General features: G+C 64.1%; 13 protein-coding genes. 5 read left to right on the top strand and 8 right to left on the bottom strand.

From position 1 onward, the window contains the following. The first annotated feature begins 26 nt into the window (after window positions 1-26). The 5 genes from acpS (at window position 27) to AC30QB_RS15945 (ending at window position 6,979) form a co-directional block, all read left to right on the top strand. Complete coding sequence (gene acpS / locus AC30QB_RS15965; RefSeq protein WP_489547232.1) at window positions 27-428, top strand: holo-ACP synthase; 402 nt, start codon at window positions 27-29, stop codon at window positions 426-428. A gap of 8 nt (window positions 429-436) precedes the next feature. Then, window positions 437-694, top strand: a complete 258-nt coding sequence (locus AC30QB_RS15960; RefSeq protein WP_489547231.1) for an acyl carrier protein — start codon at window positions 437-439, stop codon at window positions 692-694. A gap of 8 nt (window positions 695-702) precedes the next feature. Next, complete coding sequence (locus AC30QB_RS15955; protein ID WP_489547230.1) at window positions 703-3,243, top strand: glycoside hydrolase family 2 protein; 2,541 nt, start codon at window positions 703-705, stop codon at window positions 3,241-3,243. Between the two features lie 74 nt (window positions 3,244-3,317). Next, window positions 3,318-5,000, top strand: a complete 1,683-nt coding sequence (locus AC30QB_RS15950; RefSeq protein WP_489547229.1) for an alpha/beta fold hydrolase — start codon at window positions 3,318-3,320, stop codon at window positions 4,998-5,000. A gap of 8 nt (window positions 5,001-5,008) precedes the next feature. After that, window positions 5,009-6,979 (top strand): acyltransferase family protein, encoded by a 1,971-nt coding sequence (locus AC30QB_RS15945; RefSeq protein ID WP_489547228.1) that lies wholly within the window; start codon window positions 5,009-5,011, stop codon window positions 6,977-6,979. Here the strand turns inward: AC30QB_RS15945 and AC30QB_RS15940 are convergent. From AC30QB_RS15940 to galE, 8 genes are all read right to left on the bottom strand, one after another. Then, window positions 6,976-7,614 (bottom strand): methyltransferase domain-containing protein, encoded by a 639-nt coding sequence (locus tag AC30QB_RS15940; RefSeq protein ID WP_489547227.1) that lies wholly within the window; start codon window positions 7,612-7,614, stop codon window positions 6,976-6,978. The genes AC30QB_RS15945 and AC30QB_RS15940 overlap by 4 nt on opposite strands. Beyond that, on the bottom strand, window positions 7,601-8,545 hold the full coding sequence (locus tag AC30QB_RS15935) for a DUF535 family protein (protein WP_489547226.1): 945 nt from the start codon (window positions 8,543-8,545) through the stop codon (window positions 7,601-7,603). Before AC30QB_RS15935 ends, AC30QB_RS15940 begins: the two co-directional genes overlap by 14 nt. Next, window positions 8,542-9,234, bottom strand: coding sequence for an exosortase-associated protein EpsI, B-type (epsI, locus tag AC30QB_RS15930; protein ID WP_489547225.1), 693 nt, complete (start codon window positions 9,232-9,234; stop codon window positions 8,542-8,544). Before epsI ends, AC30QB_RS15935 begins: the two co-directional genes overlap by 4 nt. Next, window positions 9,231-10,577: a UDP-glucose dehydrogenase family protein gene (locus tag AC30QB_RS15925; protein ID WP_489547224.1), complete on the bottom strand. Its 1,347-nt coding sequence runs from the start codon at window positions 10,575-10,577 to the stop codon at window positions 9,231-9,233. Before AC30QB_RS15925 ends, epsI begins: the two co-directional genes overlap by 4 nt. A 36-nt stretch (window positions 10,578-10,613) precedes the next feature. Continuing rightward, window positions 10,614-12,080, bottom strand: a complete 1,467-nt coding sequence (locus tag AC30QB_RS15920; protein ID WP_489547223.1) for a mannose-1-phosphate guanylyltransferase/mannose-6-phosphate isomerase — start codon at window positions 12,078-12,080, stop codon at window positions 10,614-10,616. Window positions 12,081-12,115: 35 nt separating this feature from the next. After that, complete coding sequence (locus AC30QB_RS15915) at window positions 12,116-13,330, bottom strand: porin family protein (RefSeq protein WP_489547222.1); 1,215 nt, start codon at window positions 13,328-13,330, stop codon at window positions 12,116-12,118. 45 nt (window positions 13,331-13,375) lie between these two features. Continuing rightward, window positions 13,376-14,788: an undecaprenyl-phosphate glucose phosphotransferase gene (locus tag AC30QB_RS15910; RefSeq protein ID WP_489547221.1), complete on the bottom strand. Its 1,413-nt coding sequence runs from the start codon at window positions 14,786-14,788 to the stop codon at window positions 13,376-13,378. A 259-nt stretch (window positions 14,789-15,047) separates the two neighbouring features. After that, entirely contained in the window at window positions 15,048-16,061 is a 1,014-nt protein-coding gene (gene galE, locus AC30QB_RS15905; protein ID WP_489547220.1) for a UDP-glucose 4-epimerase GalE, read from the bottom strand. Between the last annotated feature and the right edge of the window lie 72 nt (window positions 16,062-16,133).

Below are 16,133 nucleotides of genomic sequence, written 5' to 3'. Positions count from 1 at the left end.
GTGTTCCTGTGCCAGGGAACCAGCGTGTGCGCACAGGCCTTGATGTGGTCGAGATCAGCCGCATCGGCGAGTCTCTTGATCGTTTCGGTTCGCGCTTCGTTCAGCGCCTATTCAGCGAAGACGAGATTTCCTATGCGCAGGCCGGGCAGGGGCAGACGGCGGAGCGACTGGCCGCCAGGTTTGCCGCCAAAGAAGCGGCGATCAAGGCCTTCGACCTGGGCGAAGCCGGCATCAGTTGGCGTGACATCGAGGTGCGTCGACTTCCCAGTGGGGCTTGCCAGCTCGCACTGCATGGCAAGGCAGCGTCGCAAGTGGCGAAGCTGGGGGTGTGCGACATCGCGCTCAGCCTCAGCCACGATGGTGACTACGCAGCTGCGGTTGTCACCGCTTTGCTGGCGCCTGCTGCGGCCACCACAGTTCATTCCTGAGGTATTTCATGAGCACCCCCGACCCCCTTGAAGCCCAGATCAGAACGGTGCTGCAAGACCATGGCCGCTTGAACAAGCCGATCGATCAGCTTGATACCGCTGCAGACCTTTACCAAGCCGGCATGACGTCGCATGCCAGCGTCAACGTGATGCTGGCCCTCGAGAGCGCTTTCGACATCGAGTTTGCCGACCACATGCTCAAACGCAGTGTGTTCAGCAGCGTGGCCGCAATCCGCGACGCCGTGGCCGAGCTCACTCAGGCTTGAACCATGCGATGACCCCCGCCCGTCGCCACGCCTGCGCTGAGCGGCAGCGCATCGTCTCAGGCTGGCAGGTCTGTGCCACACCTCCGGGTCAGTTCTCGTCACCCGATCAGCTGAACGCCGATGCGGGTTGGATTGCTTTGTCCGAGCCGGCACTCGCTGCGGCGGCGCTGCGCGCGACCGGCCGCTGGTCGCTCGATGGGCAGGCGCGGCGTTTCGATGCTGAAGACTGGTGGTATCGGGTTGAGTTCAATGCCACCGGACATGACCAAGGCAAGGCAATGTGGCTGGGTTTCGACGGCTTGGCGGGTGTGGCCAACGCATGGCTGAATGGCGAGCCATTGCCGATCTCGACCAACATGTTCGTCGCGAGCGAGCACCAGATCAACAGCCTCGTGCGAGCGGGCATCAACACGCTGTACCTGCGGTTTCAGGCGCTCGACACGCTGCTCGCACAGCGGCGGCCCCGACCTCGCTGGCGTGCACCGATGGTCGAGCATCAACAGTTGCGGTGGGTACGCGGCACCTTGCTCGGCCGCACACCCGGCTGGTCGCCGCCGGCCGCCGCGGTCGGTCTCTGGAAAGACATCTGGATCGAGCCTCGCTCTGGGTTGGCACTCGACGCTCTCGACCTGAAGGCGTCGCTCAAGCAGGGCGTCGGCCGGGTTGACGTGGCCTGCTCGTGGCGTTTGCCCGCCGGCCAGCGCATCACCGGTGTGACGCTGGAGCTGGCCCAGGGTGGCTGTGTTCAGCACACGAGCCTCACCGCAAACACTGCCGACAGCACCACTTTCAGCGCATCGGCGCAAGTGACCCACCCTGTGCTGTGGTGGCCACACACCCATGGCGAACCGACCTTGTATTCGGCGCGCCTGTTGGTTCATCTGGAAGACGCGCGAGAGCCCCATGTGCAGGCACTCGACGCCATAGGCTTCAGGTCGATTGAAGCCGAGACAGCCGAGGGTGGTTTCTTGCTGCGAGTCAACGGCGAGCCCGTCTTCTGCCGCGGGGCCTGCTGGACGCCGCTTGATGTGGTCTCGCTGCGCGCCACGCCCCAGGCCTACCGTGCGGCCGTGGCGCAGGTGCGCGACGCCGGCATGAACATGCTGCGGGTCAGCGGCACCATGGTGTACGAAGACGCGGCCTTCTTCGATGCCTGCGACGAACTCGGCGTGCTCGTGTGGCAGGAATTCATGTTCGCCAACATGGACTACCCCGAAAGCGACACCGAGTTCATGGCCAGCGTGCGCGCCGAGGCCGAGCAACAACTCGCGCTCTGGCAGGCACGGCCGTCGATCGCCGTCATATGCGGCAACAGCGAAGTCGAGCAGCAGGCGGCGATGTGGGGTGCCGCGCGCGAGCTGTGGCAACCTGCTCTGTTCCACGAAACCCTGGCGCGGTGGTCGCACGAGGCCTTGCCTGACGTGCCGTACTGGCCTTCCAGTGCGCACGGCGGGGCTTTCCCGCATCAATCGGACGTGGGCTCCAGCTCTTACTACGGCGTGGGCGCCTACCTGCGGCCAACGACCGACGCGCGCCTCGCCAACGTGCGCTTCGCTACCGAGTGCCTGGCCTTTGCCAACGTGCCCGACGAGAGCACCATCGCCCGCATGCCGGGCGGTCTTTCCATGCGCGTGCATCACCCTGCATGGAAGGCCCGCACGCCGCGTGACCTGGGCGCGGGCTGGGATTTCGAAGACGTGCGCGACCACTACCTCACCGAGGTGTTTGGCGTCGACGTGCTCAAGTGCCGCTACGCCGACCACGATCGCTACCTCTCACTCAGCCGCGCGGTCACGGGCGAACTCATGAGCGGCGCCTTCAGCGAATGGCGGCGGCCCAGGTCGCGCTGCGGGGGCGCGCTGGTGCTGTTCTTGCGCGACCTGTGGGCCGGTGCCGGCTGGGGCCTGCTCGACGAAACCGGTGCGCCCAAGCCTTGCTTCTTCCACCTGGCGCGGGCACTGCAGGCGGTGTCGGTGTCGATCAGCGACGAGGGCGGCAACGGCCTGGTGGCGCATGTGGTCAATGAGCGCGCCGAGGTTTTGTCAGCCGATCTGCAGGTGAATCTCTATGCCCCCTCCGGTGCTGTCGTGTCGCAGCACAAGGGGCCGGTGCAGGTTGCGCCACGAGGCCATGTGTCGCTGGCATTGGCCGAAGGGCTGGAGCACTTCTTAGACTTGTCGTATGCCTACCGCTTCGGCCCACCGCCCGTCGTCTTGGTACAGGTGCAGCTGTGCACCGCGGGGGCGGTGACGAGCGAGGCTTTCTTCTTGCCCTGCGGCCTCGCGCCCGACGTGCCGCACGACATCGGCTTGACGGCCGTCGTTGAGAGCGGTGCCGGTGGCCAGGCGCAGTTGGTCGTGGCCAGCACGCGTTTCGCGCACACCGTTCATCTCGACCTGGAGCATCACGCCCCGGCCGACAATTATTTTCATCTGGCACCGGGTTCGCAGCGTCGCATTGCGCTTCGAAGCACCAGTGGCTCACCGGTCAAAGGCCACATCACGGCGCTGAACTCGGACCGGAGCACCACCATTCGGCAACTGACGTGATGCCCCCCAATCCCCAACCCTTCTACTTCGGTCAGCCTGGCGAAGGACTCTTCGGGTGGCTGCACCGGCCCACGATGGATCTGACGTCAGGCCTGGGGCTGGTGATCTGCAATCCCTTTGGCTTCGAGGAGGTGTGCGCGCATCGCAGCCTGCGGCATGTGGCTCAAGCAGCGGCTGCGGCGGGTGTGCCGACGCTGCGCTTCGACTACAGAGGGTCGGGCAACTCTGAAGGTGACGAATTTCAGCCCGATCAGCTGGGGCATTGGGTGCGCTCGGTTCATGCGGCAATCGACGCGCTCAAACTGGCCAGTGGCGTGACACAGGTGTGTCTGCTGGGTGTTCGCCTGGGGGCTGCGCTGGCGGCGCTGGCAGCGGTTGATCGTGTTGATGTGGCTGGGCTCGTGGCCGTAGCGCCAATCGTGAGGGGGCGCGCTTACATGCGTGAACTCACCATCCTTGGCGAAGCGAGTGCTGCGAGCGTGCAGCCATCGGCTGGCCATGACGGCCTGCTGGAATCGGCCGGCTTCGTGATGACGGCCGAGACCAGCGCCGCAGTAGGCGCCATCGACTTGCGCAGCCTGCCGCGGTCTCCAGCGCCCCGGGTTGTGATCGTGGAGCGCGACGACATGGCGGTCGCCGTCAACTGGGCGCCGGACCTTCAGAAACAGGGTGCGCGTGTGCGCACAGTGAACTGGCCTGGCTATGCCGCCATGATGCGTGACCCCCAACGCGCACAAGTGCCGCAGCAGATCGTCGACGGTGTGGTGGCTTGCCTGACGGCCTGGCGCTCCGAGCTGCCCATCGCGCCCGGCATCTCCCAGCCGGTGGGCGCCGAATCGCTGCTCACTGCGTCGGTACGAGAGACGGCCGTTCACATCAGCAGTGGCGCTTCACCGTTGTTCGGCATCCTCACCCGCCAAGACGCCACCGGCCCTCAGCCTGCGGTGCTGATGCTCAATTCGGGTTCGGTCCACCACGTCGGCCCGAACCGCCTCTGGGTTCAGCTGGCCCGACGATGGGCCGCGCGAGGGATCACAGTGCTGCGGCTCGACATCTCGGGCATTGCCGACAGCCCGCCGCGGCCGGGCGCCGAGGAAAACATTGTCTATTCATCGCAGGCTGTTTCCGACATTGCTGCCGCGCTCACTTACCTGCGGCAGCAGGCCGGCGTGACCGAGTCGCTTGTCATGGGCCTGTGTTCCGGTGGGTACCACGCGCTCAAGGCAGCCATGGCCGTCCAGGACGTCACGAGCGCGTTGATGGTCAACCCACTGACCTACTACTGGAAAGAGGGCACCGAGATGAGCGACCTCAAGGACTACGAGGTCAAGGGTCTGGCGAGCAAATTCCGCAGCCAGCTGTTCACGACTCGATCCTGGAAGAAGCTCGTTCTCGGCAAGGTAGACGTTGGCATCGTCGCCCAGGTGGCCCAGCGGCGGTTGCTGGGCTTCATCGCGCCGCATGCGCTCACCGCTGCACGCGCCCTGCGCATCCCTTTCAGAAACGACCTGGCACGCGACCTGGCTCGCGCGACGAAGAAAGGCGTGCGCCTCAAGTTTGTGTTTGCGGAGAACGCGCCGGGCTTCGACCTCTTGGTGAAGCAGGGCGGCGGGGCGATTCACCGGCTGGTCGAGCGCCAGCAGGCGACGCTTGATTTCGTGGCTGACGCTGACCATACCTTCACCCGCATCGTGGCGCGTGAGCGCCTCGTGGCGCTGCTGGAAGCGCGCGTGCTGGGCGAGTTCAAGCGCAGGTGAACGCCCGCATGGTTGATCGAGGGGTTTTTCGCCCCGACATCAATGGGCTGCGCGGGCTCAGCGTTGCCTTGGTCGTGGCCTTCCATCTGCAGCTGCGGGGCGCAGGAGGCGGCTTTGTGGGCGTCGATGTCTTCTTCGTGATCTCAGGCTACCTGATGACCCAGATCATCGGCGGTGGGTTGAGCCGAGGAGATTTCAGCTACTGGCGCTTTCTCGCTGCCCGAGCCGCTCGCATCTGGCCTGCTATGGCCGTCATGGTGTTGTTGCTTCTCTGCGCAGGTGCGCTTGTGTTGCCGCCTTCCGACCTCAAGATCGTGTCGGAGCAGGCCATGCGTGCGCTTGGCTTCTGGTCCAACCAGTTTTTTCTCGACCGCACGGGCTACAACACGCAGGCAGTCGATACGAACTGGCTGCTGCACACCTGGTCGTTGTCGGTGGAATGGCAGTTTTATTTGCTCTATCCGCTGGTACTTCTGGCTGCCGCCTGGTTGAAAGCCGGGCGGGGGCTGACTCTGGCAATGGTGACGGCGCTGCTGGGGCTGTCGCTCGCTTGCCAGGTGATGCTGAGTGCTTCTAGCCCGGCAAGCGCCTTCTTCCTGTTGCCTGCGCGGGCGTGGGAAATGCTGGTGGGTGCATTGGTCTTGTTGATCGAGCCGCAGGCGCGCGTGGTGCGGCGGCCATTTCGGGCCGCCATTGGCTACGGCGGGGTTGCGTTGCTGCTGGGTGCGGCGTTGTGGTTGGGCATGCGGCACGTGCCACCGGAGGGCGTGAGCGGGCCGCTTCTCTTGCCTGCCGCCGGTGCCGCCATGGTCTTGTGGGCCCATGACGGCAACAACCGCGTGCTCGGCAACCCGTTGATGCAGAAACTGGGTCTGTGGTCGTACTCGATTTATCTCTGGCACTGGCCGCTCGTCGTCGGCCTGCGTGTTACCGATGCCTTCATCGACCACCCGATCCTTGCGGCGGCAGGGGTCGCTGTGATGTCGGTGCTGTTGGGCGCGTTGTCCTATCGCTTCGTTGAGTCGAAAACAGGGAGTGGCTGGCGTCAGCTGCGCAAGCCGATGCTGACCATGGGAATGGCTGTTGCCGCGACCGCGCTGGTCTTGGGCACTGAGGGTCTAGGTTGGCGTGGCAATGAGCCAGGTTTCTACCGTGGGTATCAGGCGTCGGTACAGGCCACGTATTTCCCGGCACGCTGCAGCAATTTCATGAAAACCGCGGCGCAGACGAAGACCTGCGAGGTGGCCAAGGGCAGCCACCGCCGCATTCTCGTCATCGGTGACTCGCACGCCGAGTACCTGTACCCATGGTTCGTGGCGCGCAGCCAGGTGTCGGTGGACTTTTTCACCCAGGCCGAGTGCCCACCGGTGCCGCATTTCGAACGCGCTCAGAACGGCTTTCATTGCGCAGACTACGCCCAGGCGGCGTGGCAGAAGGCCGCCTCAGGCGACTACGACACGCTGATTCTCGCGGCGCGCTGGGCCAACGTGGGGCTCAACGGCGCACCGTACTGCCACACGCAAGAGAGCGGCAAGCGCTGCCTGTTTCAAGGCCTGCTTGAGAAACAAGCCCTGATCCGCGATGAGCTCAGATCTGCAATGGAAGACCTGTTGGCCAAAGGCAAGACCGTGGTGGTGTTGATGCCCACCCCTGAAGCCCGCGTACGAGTACCTGAGCGCATCATGCGCGAGCAGTTCTGGTATGGCCAAACGCGGCTCGTCATCGACGAGCGTTCCATAGGCGAGATGACGGGGTGGCTCACCCCTTTGTTCGAGGCGATGCGCGCAAGACCGGGCTTTCATCTCGTGAGCCTGAACGACAAGCTCTGTCTCGGCGGCGTGTGCCAGGTCTATGACTCGGCGCTGCAACGCCCGATCTACATCGACGACAGCCATTTCGATCCGGTGTGGATGGCGGCCAATGGCGGCGCCTTTGCACCTTTCGTGCGGCCCGAGAAACCGGGCGGGGCTCTGCGCTAGACCGTTTCCCAGAAGGCCAGCGGATGCGGGCTGCCGGCCTTGCCAGAGGGCCACGCATCGGTGCGCTTCAGGTGGCGCGAGGCGTCGAGAACCTCGCCTTGTATCGGGTTCTCATAGACGATGCGCAGTTTGCGCGGGCGCCTGGCCAGTGCAGTTTCGAGTTGCTGCACCACTTCTTTCATGATGCCCGAGCCAAAGGGGTTGAACATGTAGATGAGCGTGACGTCGTCGAGTGAATAGGTCTGCGCCGGGGCGCAGACAAACTCGATGTCGCGGCCCTTCAGGCGGCTGCTGCGCTGGCTGCGCTGGGCCTTGGCGACCAGGTCGGCGTCGATCTCCACACCGACCGAGCGGCGCACCCCCAGCCAACTGGCGGCAAACACCGAGCGGCCCAGGCCGCAGCCCAGATCGACCAGCGTATCGTCGGGGCCGACGTTCACATGACGCAGCGACGCGATGATGCGCCGGTAGTGAGCCGGCACATAGGCCGCACGAAAATCAGGGTGCTCCGGGTCACCCACTTCTGGCAGGAAGCCGACGGTGTGCACGCCGAAGCGGCGGTCCCAGAATTCGTCGACGGGGTGGAGCAGGCGGGTCTTGAGCCCGGCTCCTTTGATTGCTTCAAGTAACTGCATCTTGGGCCTTGCCGGCGGTCGAGAAATGCGCGGCCAGCTTGGCCGAGAGCTCGTCCATCATGGCGTAGCGGCGCCGGTACAAAGCCCGGTTCTTGGCCGCAATCTCTTCCATCGGGCGCACGACCGGAAGAATGCCGAGGCGATAGAAGCCGTCACTCGTGGGCTCGCCCGCGTGCTCTTGCCAGATCTCGTTGTAGTTGAGATGGAATTTCTCGTCTTTGTTGCGCGTGAAGTAGATGTGGCGGTGATGGCGCTGTTCGTCTGCAATGCACAGCACACGCTTCACGCCCAGGTGAAACATCAGCAGTTGAAACGCCTTCACCAGAAAGTCGCGCGAGCGCATGCCTTGCAGGCCCTTGGCGATGTCGCGGTAGGTGGCCAGTGCCGAGTCGGCATTCGAGCCTTGCACGCTGCCCACATAGACGACGCGTTCGCCGTCTTGCCAGCCGAACGAGAACGCGAGCGTCATCAGCCGTTCGTCGCCGACGAACTGGTTGAACACCAGGCTTCCTTCACGCAGGCACCAGGGCGCACGATCCACCACCAGTTTGAGGCCCGGGTAAACCGACGACAGGTCGGCCACGAGCACCGAGCCGCTGTGGCCGACATCGAGTGCCTTCATGTCAGTTTGCATGGCTTGCCGGTGCTGCGAAAGCGCTTCGAAGCGCTTGAGCAGAGGCCACTCCGCATGGATGTAGGGGCACTCCACGAAGCCCAGCGTTTCGGGGTGCTGCTGCACCTCTTCGCGCAGCGCACGGTGCTCATCGCGTGAGAGCATCTCACGCAAGGTGGTTTGTGCCTTCAGGCCCGCCGAGACCAGCTGAAAGCGGTTTTTGATGGTGCCCAGCTTGCGTTCGGGGTAGATCTTGCGAGCCGCAGCCAGCAGGGCGCCGAGGCCCACCTTGGGCTTCGCGAGTGGCATGGCGCTCATGGGGCGGCTGGCGCGACCAGGCCGCTGAGGCGTGTGCGATCTCGGGTTGAAACGGCTGCCAGCAAGTCGCTCGCAAATGCCTGCTGCTGCTCGAATGCGCGGGCGGTGTTGTCGTCGATGGAAGACACGCGAAACAGCAGGCCATCGGGCACTTGGCCGGTCAAGGCAAAGCGCAGTTCGATCAGGCGATGCTGCAGCTTGTTTCTGACGGCAGTTTCCCCCATGGTGAACCAGTAAGTGACGGGCTCCTTGCGTGGGCCCAGGCTGGTGACCAGCTGCTGAGCGTCGATGCTGCCGTAGGGCGTCACGATCTGTGAGGCCGCGGTGCTGTGCAAGGTGAAGCCCTGTGCCGGGTAGCAGACCTCGGGCTTGTGGGCTTGCAGGCTGCCGCGCTGGTCATCGCCATAGGCGAGTGACAACATGATGCGGTAGCCGTCGGCATTGACGTAGGTGCGCGTGAGCACCTGGCTGTAAAGCTTGTTGATCAACTCCTGGGTCTGAGGGTTGACCACTTGTGCGCCCTGGAAGGGCAGCTCGCGCCAATTGCCGAAGGTTCTCGGCACCGCTGTTTCAAGCACGTACTTCGGAGTGATCGAAAGGGCTTTTGCAGGTGGCCGCACGGCGATGCCCACGACCGAAGCCGAAGCCATCAGGCACGCCATCAAGAACGCCAGCTTCAAGGGCTTCATGCAGGCGCCCCGGCGCCGCGGTTGTTTCGGCCCACGCCGATGTACTCGATGCCGAGCGCGCTCATCATGGCCGGCTCATACAGGTTGCGCCCGTCGATTACCACCGCTTGCTTGAGTTTGGTCTTGATGGCGTCGAAGTCGGGGCTCTTGAATTCTTTCCACTCGGTGATGATGACCAGGGCATCAGCGCCATCCAGTGACAGCGCGAGGTTGTCGACGAAGCTCAAACCCGCCACGCCTTCGAGCACGCGCTTGGCTTCGGGCATGGCTACCGGGTCGTAGGCCTTGAGGGTGGCTCCGCGGCGCGCGAGCTCGGCGATCACCACGCGGCTCGGCGCCTCGCGCATGTCATCGGTGTTGGGCTTGAAGGCCAGGCCCCATATGGCAAAGGTGCGGCCGGTGAGGTCTTCGCCGAAGCGCGCCACCACCTTGTCGACCAGCACCATCTTTTGGCGCTCGTTGGCAGCCTCTACTGCGTGCAGCACCTTGAGGTCTATGCCTTCCTGTTTCGCCGTGCTGATAAGGGCCTTCACGTCTTTCGGGAAGCAGGAGCCGCCGTAGCCGGCACCCGAGTAGAGGAAGTGGTAGCCGATGCGCGGGTCGCTGCCTATGCCCTTGCGCACCGATTCGATGTCGGCACCGACCTTCTCGGCCAGCAGCGCCAGCTCGTTCATGAAGCTGATGCGCGTGGCCAGCATGGAGTTGGCGGCGTACTTGGTGAATTCGGCGCTCTTCAGGTCCATGATCAGCAGGCGGTCGTGGTTGCGGATGAAGGGCGAGTACAGCGCGCGCATCAGCAAGATGGCCTGGTCGTCGTCGGCACCGATCACGATGCGATCAGGGCGCATGAAGTCTTCGACTGCAGCGCCTTCTTTCAGGAACTCGGGGTTAGAGACGACAGCGAAGTTGACCTTCAGGTCGCGCTTGGCCAGCTCTTCGGCCACCGCTGCGCGCACGCGCTCGCCCGTGCCCACCGGCACGGTGCTCTTGTCGATGATGACCTTGTAGTCGGTCATGTGGCGGCCCACGCTGCGCGCGGCTGCCAGCACGTATTGAAGGTCGGCCGAGCCGTCTTCGTCTGGCGGGGTGCCCACGCCGATGAATTGCAGCGTGCCATGGTTGACCGCGGCCACCACGTCGGTGGTGAACTGCAGCCGGCCGGCGTTGCGGTTGCGCGTGACCATCTCGAGCAGCCCCGGCTCGTGTATGGGCAGGCCGCCCTCGTTGAGGATGCGGATTTTTTCGGCGTTGACGTCGAGGCAGACGACGTGGTTACCCATTTCGGCCAGGCAGGCGCCGCTGACCAGCCCCACATAACCCGAGCCGATGACTGTGATCTTCATGAGAGTGACTTGGTTTCTTGAAAAGGGAGGCGCGGGTTAGCCGCGGCCGTAGGTGTCTTGGAAGCGCACGATGTCGTCTTCACCCAGGTAGCTGCCCGACTGCACTTCGATGATTTCGAGCGGCACCTTGCCCGGGTTGGCCAGGCGATGCGTTTGCCCCAGCGGGATGTAGGTGCTCTGGTTCTCTGTGAGCAGGAGCACCTTGTCGCCATTGGTCACTTCGGCCGTGCCGCTGACCACGATCCAGTGCTCGGCGCGGTGGTGGTGCATTTGCAGGCTCAGGCTTGCGCCGGGCTTGACCATGATGCGTTTCACCTGGAAGCGCGGGCCCGAGTCGATGCTGTCGTACCAGCCCCAGGGACGGTGCACCAGGCGGTGCAAGGTGTGCTCGGTTCGGCCTGACGCCTGCAACTGGTTGACGATGGTCTTCACGTCTTGGCTTCGGCTGCGGTCGGCAACGAGCACGGCATCAGGGGTCTCGACCACGATCACGTTGTCGAGGCCCACCACGCCCACCAGGCGGCTGGTGGCGTGCACCAGGGTGTCGCGGCTGTCGCGTACCAGGGTGTCGCCCACAGTGGCGTTGCCGTCGGCGTCTTTCTCGCTCACTTGCCACACGGCGTCCCAGGCGCCGAGGTCAGACCAGCCGGCGTCCAGCGGCACCATTCGAATGTCAAATTCGGTGGAGGCAGGGCATTTCTCCATCACCGCGTAGTCGACAGACTCGCTGGGAATGGCGGCGAACTCGGTGGCGCCAGGTCGCACGAAGCTCGCGTCTACCGCGTGAGCAGCCCAGGCCGCTTGCGTGGCGCTGGCGATGTCGGGTCGAAAGCGCCCCAGCGCGTTGAGCCACACCGAGGCACGCACGACGAACATGCCGCTGTTCCAGTAGTAGCTGCCTTCGGACAGATAGCGCTGTGCGGTGGCCGCGTCGGGCTTCTCGACGAACTGCGCCACTTTCTGTGCGGACGTGCTGCCGGTTGCGGCGCTGGCCCTGATGTAGCCAAAGCCTGTCTCTGGCCGGTCGGGCGTGATGCCCAGGATCACGATGGCACCTTCGGCCGCGACGCGAACGGCTTCTTGCAATGCCAGCGTGAACGCGGCTTCGTTGGTCACGGTTTGATCGGCCGGGGTAACGACCAGTACCGGGTCGGCGCCCTTCGCACTGGCGTGGAGCGCGGCCAATGTCATGGCGGGGGCAGTGTTGCGCCCGACGGGCTCCAGCAGCAGGGCCGGGGCAGTGATCTTCAGCTCTCGCAACTGTTCGAGCACCAGGAAGCGGTGTTCCTCATTCCCCACAACGCTGGGCGCGGCGACGGCCATGCCGTCGGTTGCCAGGGCCCCCAGGCGGCTTGCGGCCTGCTGAAAGAGGCTGCGGTTGCCCTGCAACACCAGAAACTGCTTGGGGTACTGAGCGCGCGAAAGCGGCCACAGTCGTGTGCCGCTGCCCCCCGCCATGATGACGGGCTGGACGGCAATGGAGGGCTTGAGGTTCTGTGCCATGAAAGTGGTCGTCGGTGGGCGGGCGTCGCTGCCGCTCATTTCAAGGTGATCTGGGCGGAGCAGCTGGTCGTGGTGGCGGTGTAGGTCGTGGTCACGGAGGCGTCGCGTTTGTCGCGTGCCAGGTCGCAACCCACGGTGATGCTGCGCGTGGGCAAGTAGCTGAAGCCCAGCCCATAACGAGTGGTGGCATCGTCTTCGCCGGTGGGCAGCGTGCCCTTGCGGTGGCGGGCCTCGCCGGTGAGCGAAATCTTGCTGGTCAGCGCATAGCGAGCGTCAAGCGCGGCACTGGTGCTCAGGCGGTTGTTGTCGACCTGCAAGGGGGTCGAGCCTGCACCCGCGGGGGTGATGAAGGTGGTTTCGGTGCCGGTGTCTCGGGTGAGCGAGGTGGTGAAGTTCAGCTTGGCCGTGGGCCGATAGTTCCACGACAGGGAGCCGGTCAGCGCCGACACGTCACCGCTGGTGGAAAGCGAGTGGGTTTCTTTGGTCGAGCTGATGCGCGTGCTGAGGATGCTGAAGCCGGTGGGCGTCCAGACTGTGGTGAAGTCGACGTCACGGCGCTTCAGCTCGTCTTGAGTGGGGGTGGCTTCAGTCACGCCTTTGGTGGCCCTGACGGCAACACCAAACACCAGAATGCCGGTCGTCCCCCAGTGCACGCCAGCGCTCACGGCATCTTGCGAGTAGTTGCGGTTGGTGTAAGCCGCGCTCTTGTACTTGAGGCGCCTGTGTTCGTAGCTGCTGTCCAAGCCGAGCTTGGATGTCAACCCGTAGCGCAGCGATGCCAGGAACTGCTGCGTGGTCTGGTCAGAAGCCGCGGTGGTGGGCGTGGCCAACCCGTCATTCAGGGTGCCGAAGTCGGCCAGGCTGTCGCGCGTGGAGTAGCGCAGCACGCCCGATAGAAAGTCGACCGTTTCCCAGTCCAGCCCGGCACTCACGGCGTAGCTCTTGTTGTTGAGCGCGTCGACGTTGCGGTAACGGTTGACCTGAGCCGAGGCATCGCCATAGAAGCGCTGGCGGCCGATGGGCTGGTCGAAGCCGGCCAGCACCCCGGTGCTGGAAATGGTTTCGGCGACTTCGTTGGTCGGCGTGCGGTAGACATTGCTGTCGCGCGAGAACGACTGGCTGAGGCCAAGGTAATAGGGGGTTCGCTCTGTGACCGCGTCTTGCGCCAGGGCAGAAACACTGGCCAGGCTGAGTGCTGACAGGAGCAACGGCGTAGCGGTGCGGCGATGAGCGCGTAGGCGATGTGGCATGCGATTGCCCTCGAAGCAGTGAGTGTGGGGCGCCCGGAGCGGGGCTCAGTAGGCGTTGCGGTCGAATAAAACCAGCCGAATGGTACGCACAATGATTTGAAGGTCGAGCCCCAAAGACCAGTTGCGCAGGTATTCGAGGTCGTATTCGACCCGCGCCTGCATCTTGGCCAGCGTGTCGGTCTCGCCACGTTGGCCATTCACTTGGGCCCAACCGGTGATGCCCGGCTTGACCTTGTGGCGCACCATGTAGGCCTTGACGATGCGCCGGTACTCCTCGTTGTGGGCCACCGCGTGGGGCCGCGGGCCGACGATGCTCATGCGGCCTTGCAGCACGTTGAAGAACTGCGGCAGCTCGTCGAGCGAGGTCTTGCGGATGAAGGCCCCGAAAGCCGTGACGCGAGCATCATTTTTGGTGGCTTGCACCACGACAGAGCCGTTGTCTTGCGAGGTCATCGAGCGGAATTTGTAGACCGTGATGTCTTCGCCATCCAGCCCGGTGCGCCGTTGCTTGAAGATCGCCGGCCCGGGAGAGCTGAGTTTCACGCCGATGGCCAGTGCCAGCAGCAGGGGCGAGATCAAGGTCAGGATGATCGATGCCAAGACCACGTCGCTGACCCGCTTGACGAGCTCGTTGGTGCCGGTGAACGGTGTTTCGCAAATGCCCACCACGGGCAGGCCGTTCATGTCTTGCAGGCGACCCTGAATGATGCTGATGCCAAACACGTCGGGCACAAAAAAGAGAGAGGCCGTCGTGTCCTGGATTTGCTCGATCAGCTCAACGATGCGCGGCTGCGAGCCAAGCGGCAAGGTGATGAAGACCTCGCGAATTTGCTGTTGCTTGATGTAGTCAGCCACTTCTTTCAGGCCACCCAGCACCTGCTCCATGGCGAGCCCGTCAACTCGCGCGTCTGCGCGGTCGTCAAAGTAGCCTGAGAAATGGACGCCTTTGTCGTCGCTGTCGGTGAGCGCACGAGCCACCTTCACACCGAGTGGGCCAGCACCGACGACGATGGCGCGGCGGCGCGCTTCCGGGAGCGCGGCAAGTCGCAGGACGACTCGTCGACCTAGCCACACAGCGAGCCACTGCGCCAAGGGTGTGATGAGAACCCAGGCGATGAGCGCGGCTTCTTCGAAGTAGCTGATGCTGCGGGTAACGTAGCCGCACAGCAGCAGCACCCCGATCAAGACGACCCATGACGACACGATGTCGACGCCAGCAGCAATCAGGTTTTGGCGAAACCGGTTGCGACCTGGGAAGGTGAGTGCGAAGACAAGCAGGCACAGGACAAGCTCAGGTCGGCCGACGAAGCCGCCGAGCAACAGGTTGGATGCCAGGAAGCTGATGACGGTGATGGCCGGCTCAAGAAACGCGGCCATCAGCGACATCACCGACTGGGGAGCGCTGTAAAACGTTCTCTTGTAAGGGCGGTCTTCAAACATCGCTAAGGGGTGATCCACGTGCGCCGCCTCCATGTGTGGCCGACTGCTTGCTGGCAGAGCATGGCGTGCGAGGAGCCTGTAATTCGGTGCCACACGCGGTGGTATCGACTGCTGGCTGCGGCTCTTGACAGGCATGCAACGCGTGGATTCTCACTCAGGAAGATGACACTTCAGACCCGCAAGTGTGGGGGGAGCATGCGTCTTAGGGGGCGTTCGCGCGTGAATGCTTCACGGTTGATCATGGCCTTGAGCGACCGAAGAAAGGCGCTGCGCAGTTTTATGCGTAGCCTTGCGGATTGCGGCTCTGCCAACGCCAGGTGTCAGTGCACATCTGCGCCAGGTCGCGCGTGGCTGACCAGCCCAGCAGCGAGTGAGCGAGCGAGGGGTCGGCATAGCAAGCTGCCACGTCTCCGGGGCGGCGCGCCACGATCTGGTAGGGCACGGCCTTGCCGCTCGCTCGCTCGAAGGCACCAATGACATCGAGCACGCTGTAACCCTGGCCGGTGCCGAGGTTGAGGGTGAGCGAACTTGCCCGCTCCAGCAAATGGCGTACCGCGGCCACGTGGCCTTCGGCCAAGTCCATCACGTGGATGTAGTCGCGCACGCCGGTGCCGTCGGGCGTGTCGTAGTCGCCGCCAAACACTTGCAGGAACGGCCGCTTGCCCACGGCCACTTGCGCCACGTAGGGCATGAGGTTGTTGGGTGTGCCGCTCGGGTCTTCGCCGATGTCGCCGCTTTCGTGCGCACCCACAGGGTTGAAGTAGCGCAGGTAGGCCACGGCCCAACCCGGTGTGCAACGCTCAAGCTCGCGCAACATCTCCTCGCCCATGAGCTTGGTGGTGCCATAAGGGCTGGTGGCCGAGAGGGGCGAGTCTTCGGTGATGGGCAGTTTGTCGGGTTGACCGTAGACAGTGGCCGATGAACTGAACACCAGACGTTGCACGCCGCGCGATTGCATCACCTGAGCCACGTTGATCAGCCCGCCGATGTTGTTGCGGTAGTACTCGAGTGGGTTTTGCGTCGACTCTCCCACCGCCTTGTGGGCTGCGAAATGCACCACGGCGTCAATGGCATGGGTGTCGAATAGCTGCTCCACGGCGGCTCTTTCGCATACATCGGCTTGTACGAACACCGGAGCTTGACTGCCCAAACGCTCCAGCCGCTGCAGCACCAAGGGTGAGCTGTTGGCGAAGTTGTCGACCCCCACCACGTCGAAGCCCGAGCGCTGCAGCGCCAGCCAAGTGTGAGAGGCGATATAGCCGGTGGCGCCGGTGAGCAGAATGCGGGGCATGGGCGAGTGCACTGAGGCGAGTGTCGAGGCGCGAGGATCATAGGGTGCGCGTGTGACCCTACACAGCCCCTG

The organism is Rhizobacter sp., assembly GCF_046595475.1.
Lineage (GTDB): Bacteria > Pseudomonadota > Gammaproteobacteria > Burkholderiales > Burkholderiaceae_C > Rhizobacter.
The sequence above is the reverse complement of the archived record's forward strand: the minus strand, read 5'-3'. Positions and strand labels throughout refer to the sequence as shown.

Coding starts and splice junctions, on each gene's coding strand:
- AC30QB_RS15955 (WP_489547230.1), top strand. CDS start 703: ATGACCCCCGCCCGTCGCCACGCCTGCGCTGAGCGGCAGCGCATCGTC.
- epsI (WP_489547225.1), bottom strand. CDS start 9,234: ATGAAGCCCTTGAAGCTGGCGTTCTTGATGGCGTGCCTGATGGCTTCG.
- AC30QB_RS15935 (WP_489547226.1), bottom strand. CDS start 8,545: ATGAGCGCCATGCCACTCGCGAAGCCCAAGGTGGGCCTCGGCGCCCTG.
- AC30QB_RS15950 (WP_489547229.1), top strand. CDS start 3,318: ATGGATCTGACGTCAGGCCTGGGGCTGGTGATCTGCAATCCCTTTGGC.
- AC30QB_RS15940 (WP_489547227.1), bottom strand. CDS start 7,614: ATGCAGTTACTTGAAGCAATCAAAGGAGCCGGGCTCAAGACCCGCCTG.
- AC30QB_RS15945 (WP_489547228.1), top strand. CDS start 5,009: ATGGTTGATCGAGGGGTTTTTCGCCCCGACATCAATGGGCTGCGCGGG.
- AC30QB_RS15925 (WP_489547224.1), bottom strand. CDS start 10,577: ATGAAGATCACAGTCATCGGCTCGGGTTATGTGGGGCTGGTCAGCGGC.
- AC30QB_RS15960 (WP_489547231.1), top strand. CDS start 437: ATGAGCACCCCCGACCCCCTTGAAGCCCAGATCAGAACGGTGCTGCAA.
- galE (WP_489547220.1), bottom strand. CDS start 16,061: ATGCCCCGCATTCTGCTCACCGGCGCCACCGGCTATATCGCCTCTCAC.
- AC30QB_RS15915 (WP_489547222.1), bottom strand. CDS start 13,330: ATGCCACATCGCCTACGCGCTCATCGCCGCACCGCTACGCCGTTGCTC.
- AC30QB_RS15920 (WP_489547223.1), bottom strand. CDS start 12,080: ATGGCACAGAACCTCAAGCCCTCCATTGCCGTCCAGCCCGTCATCATG.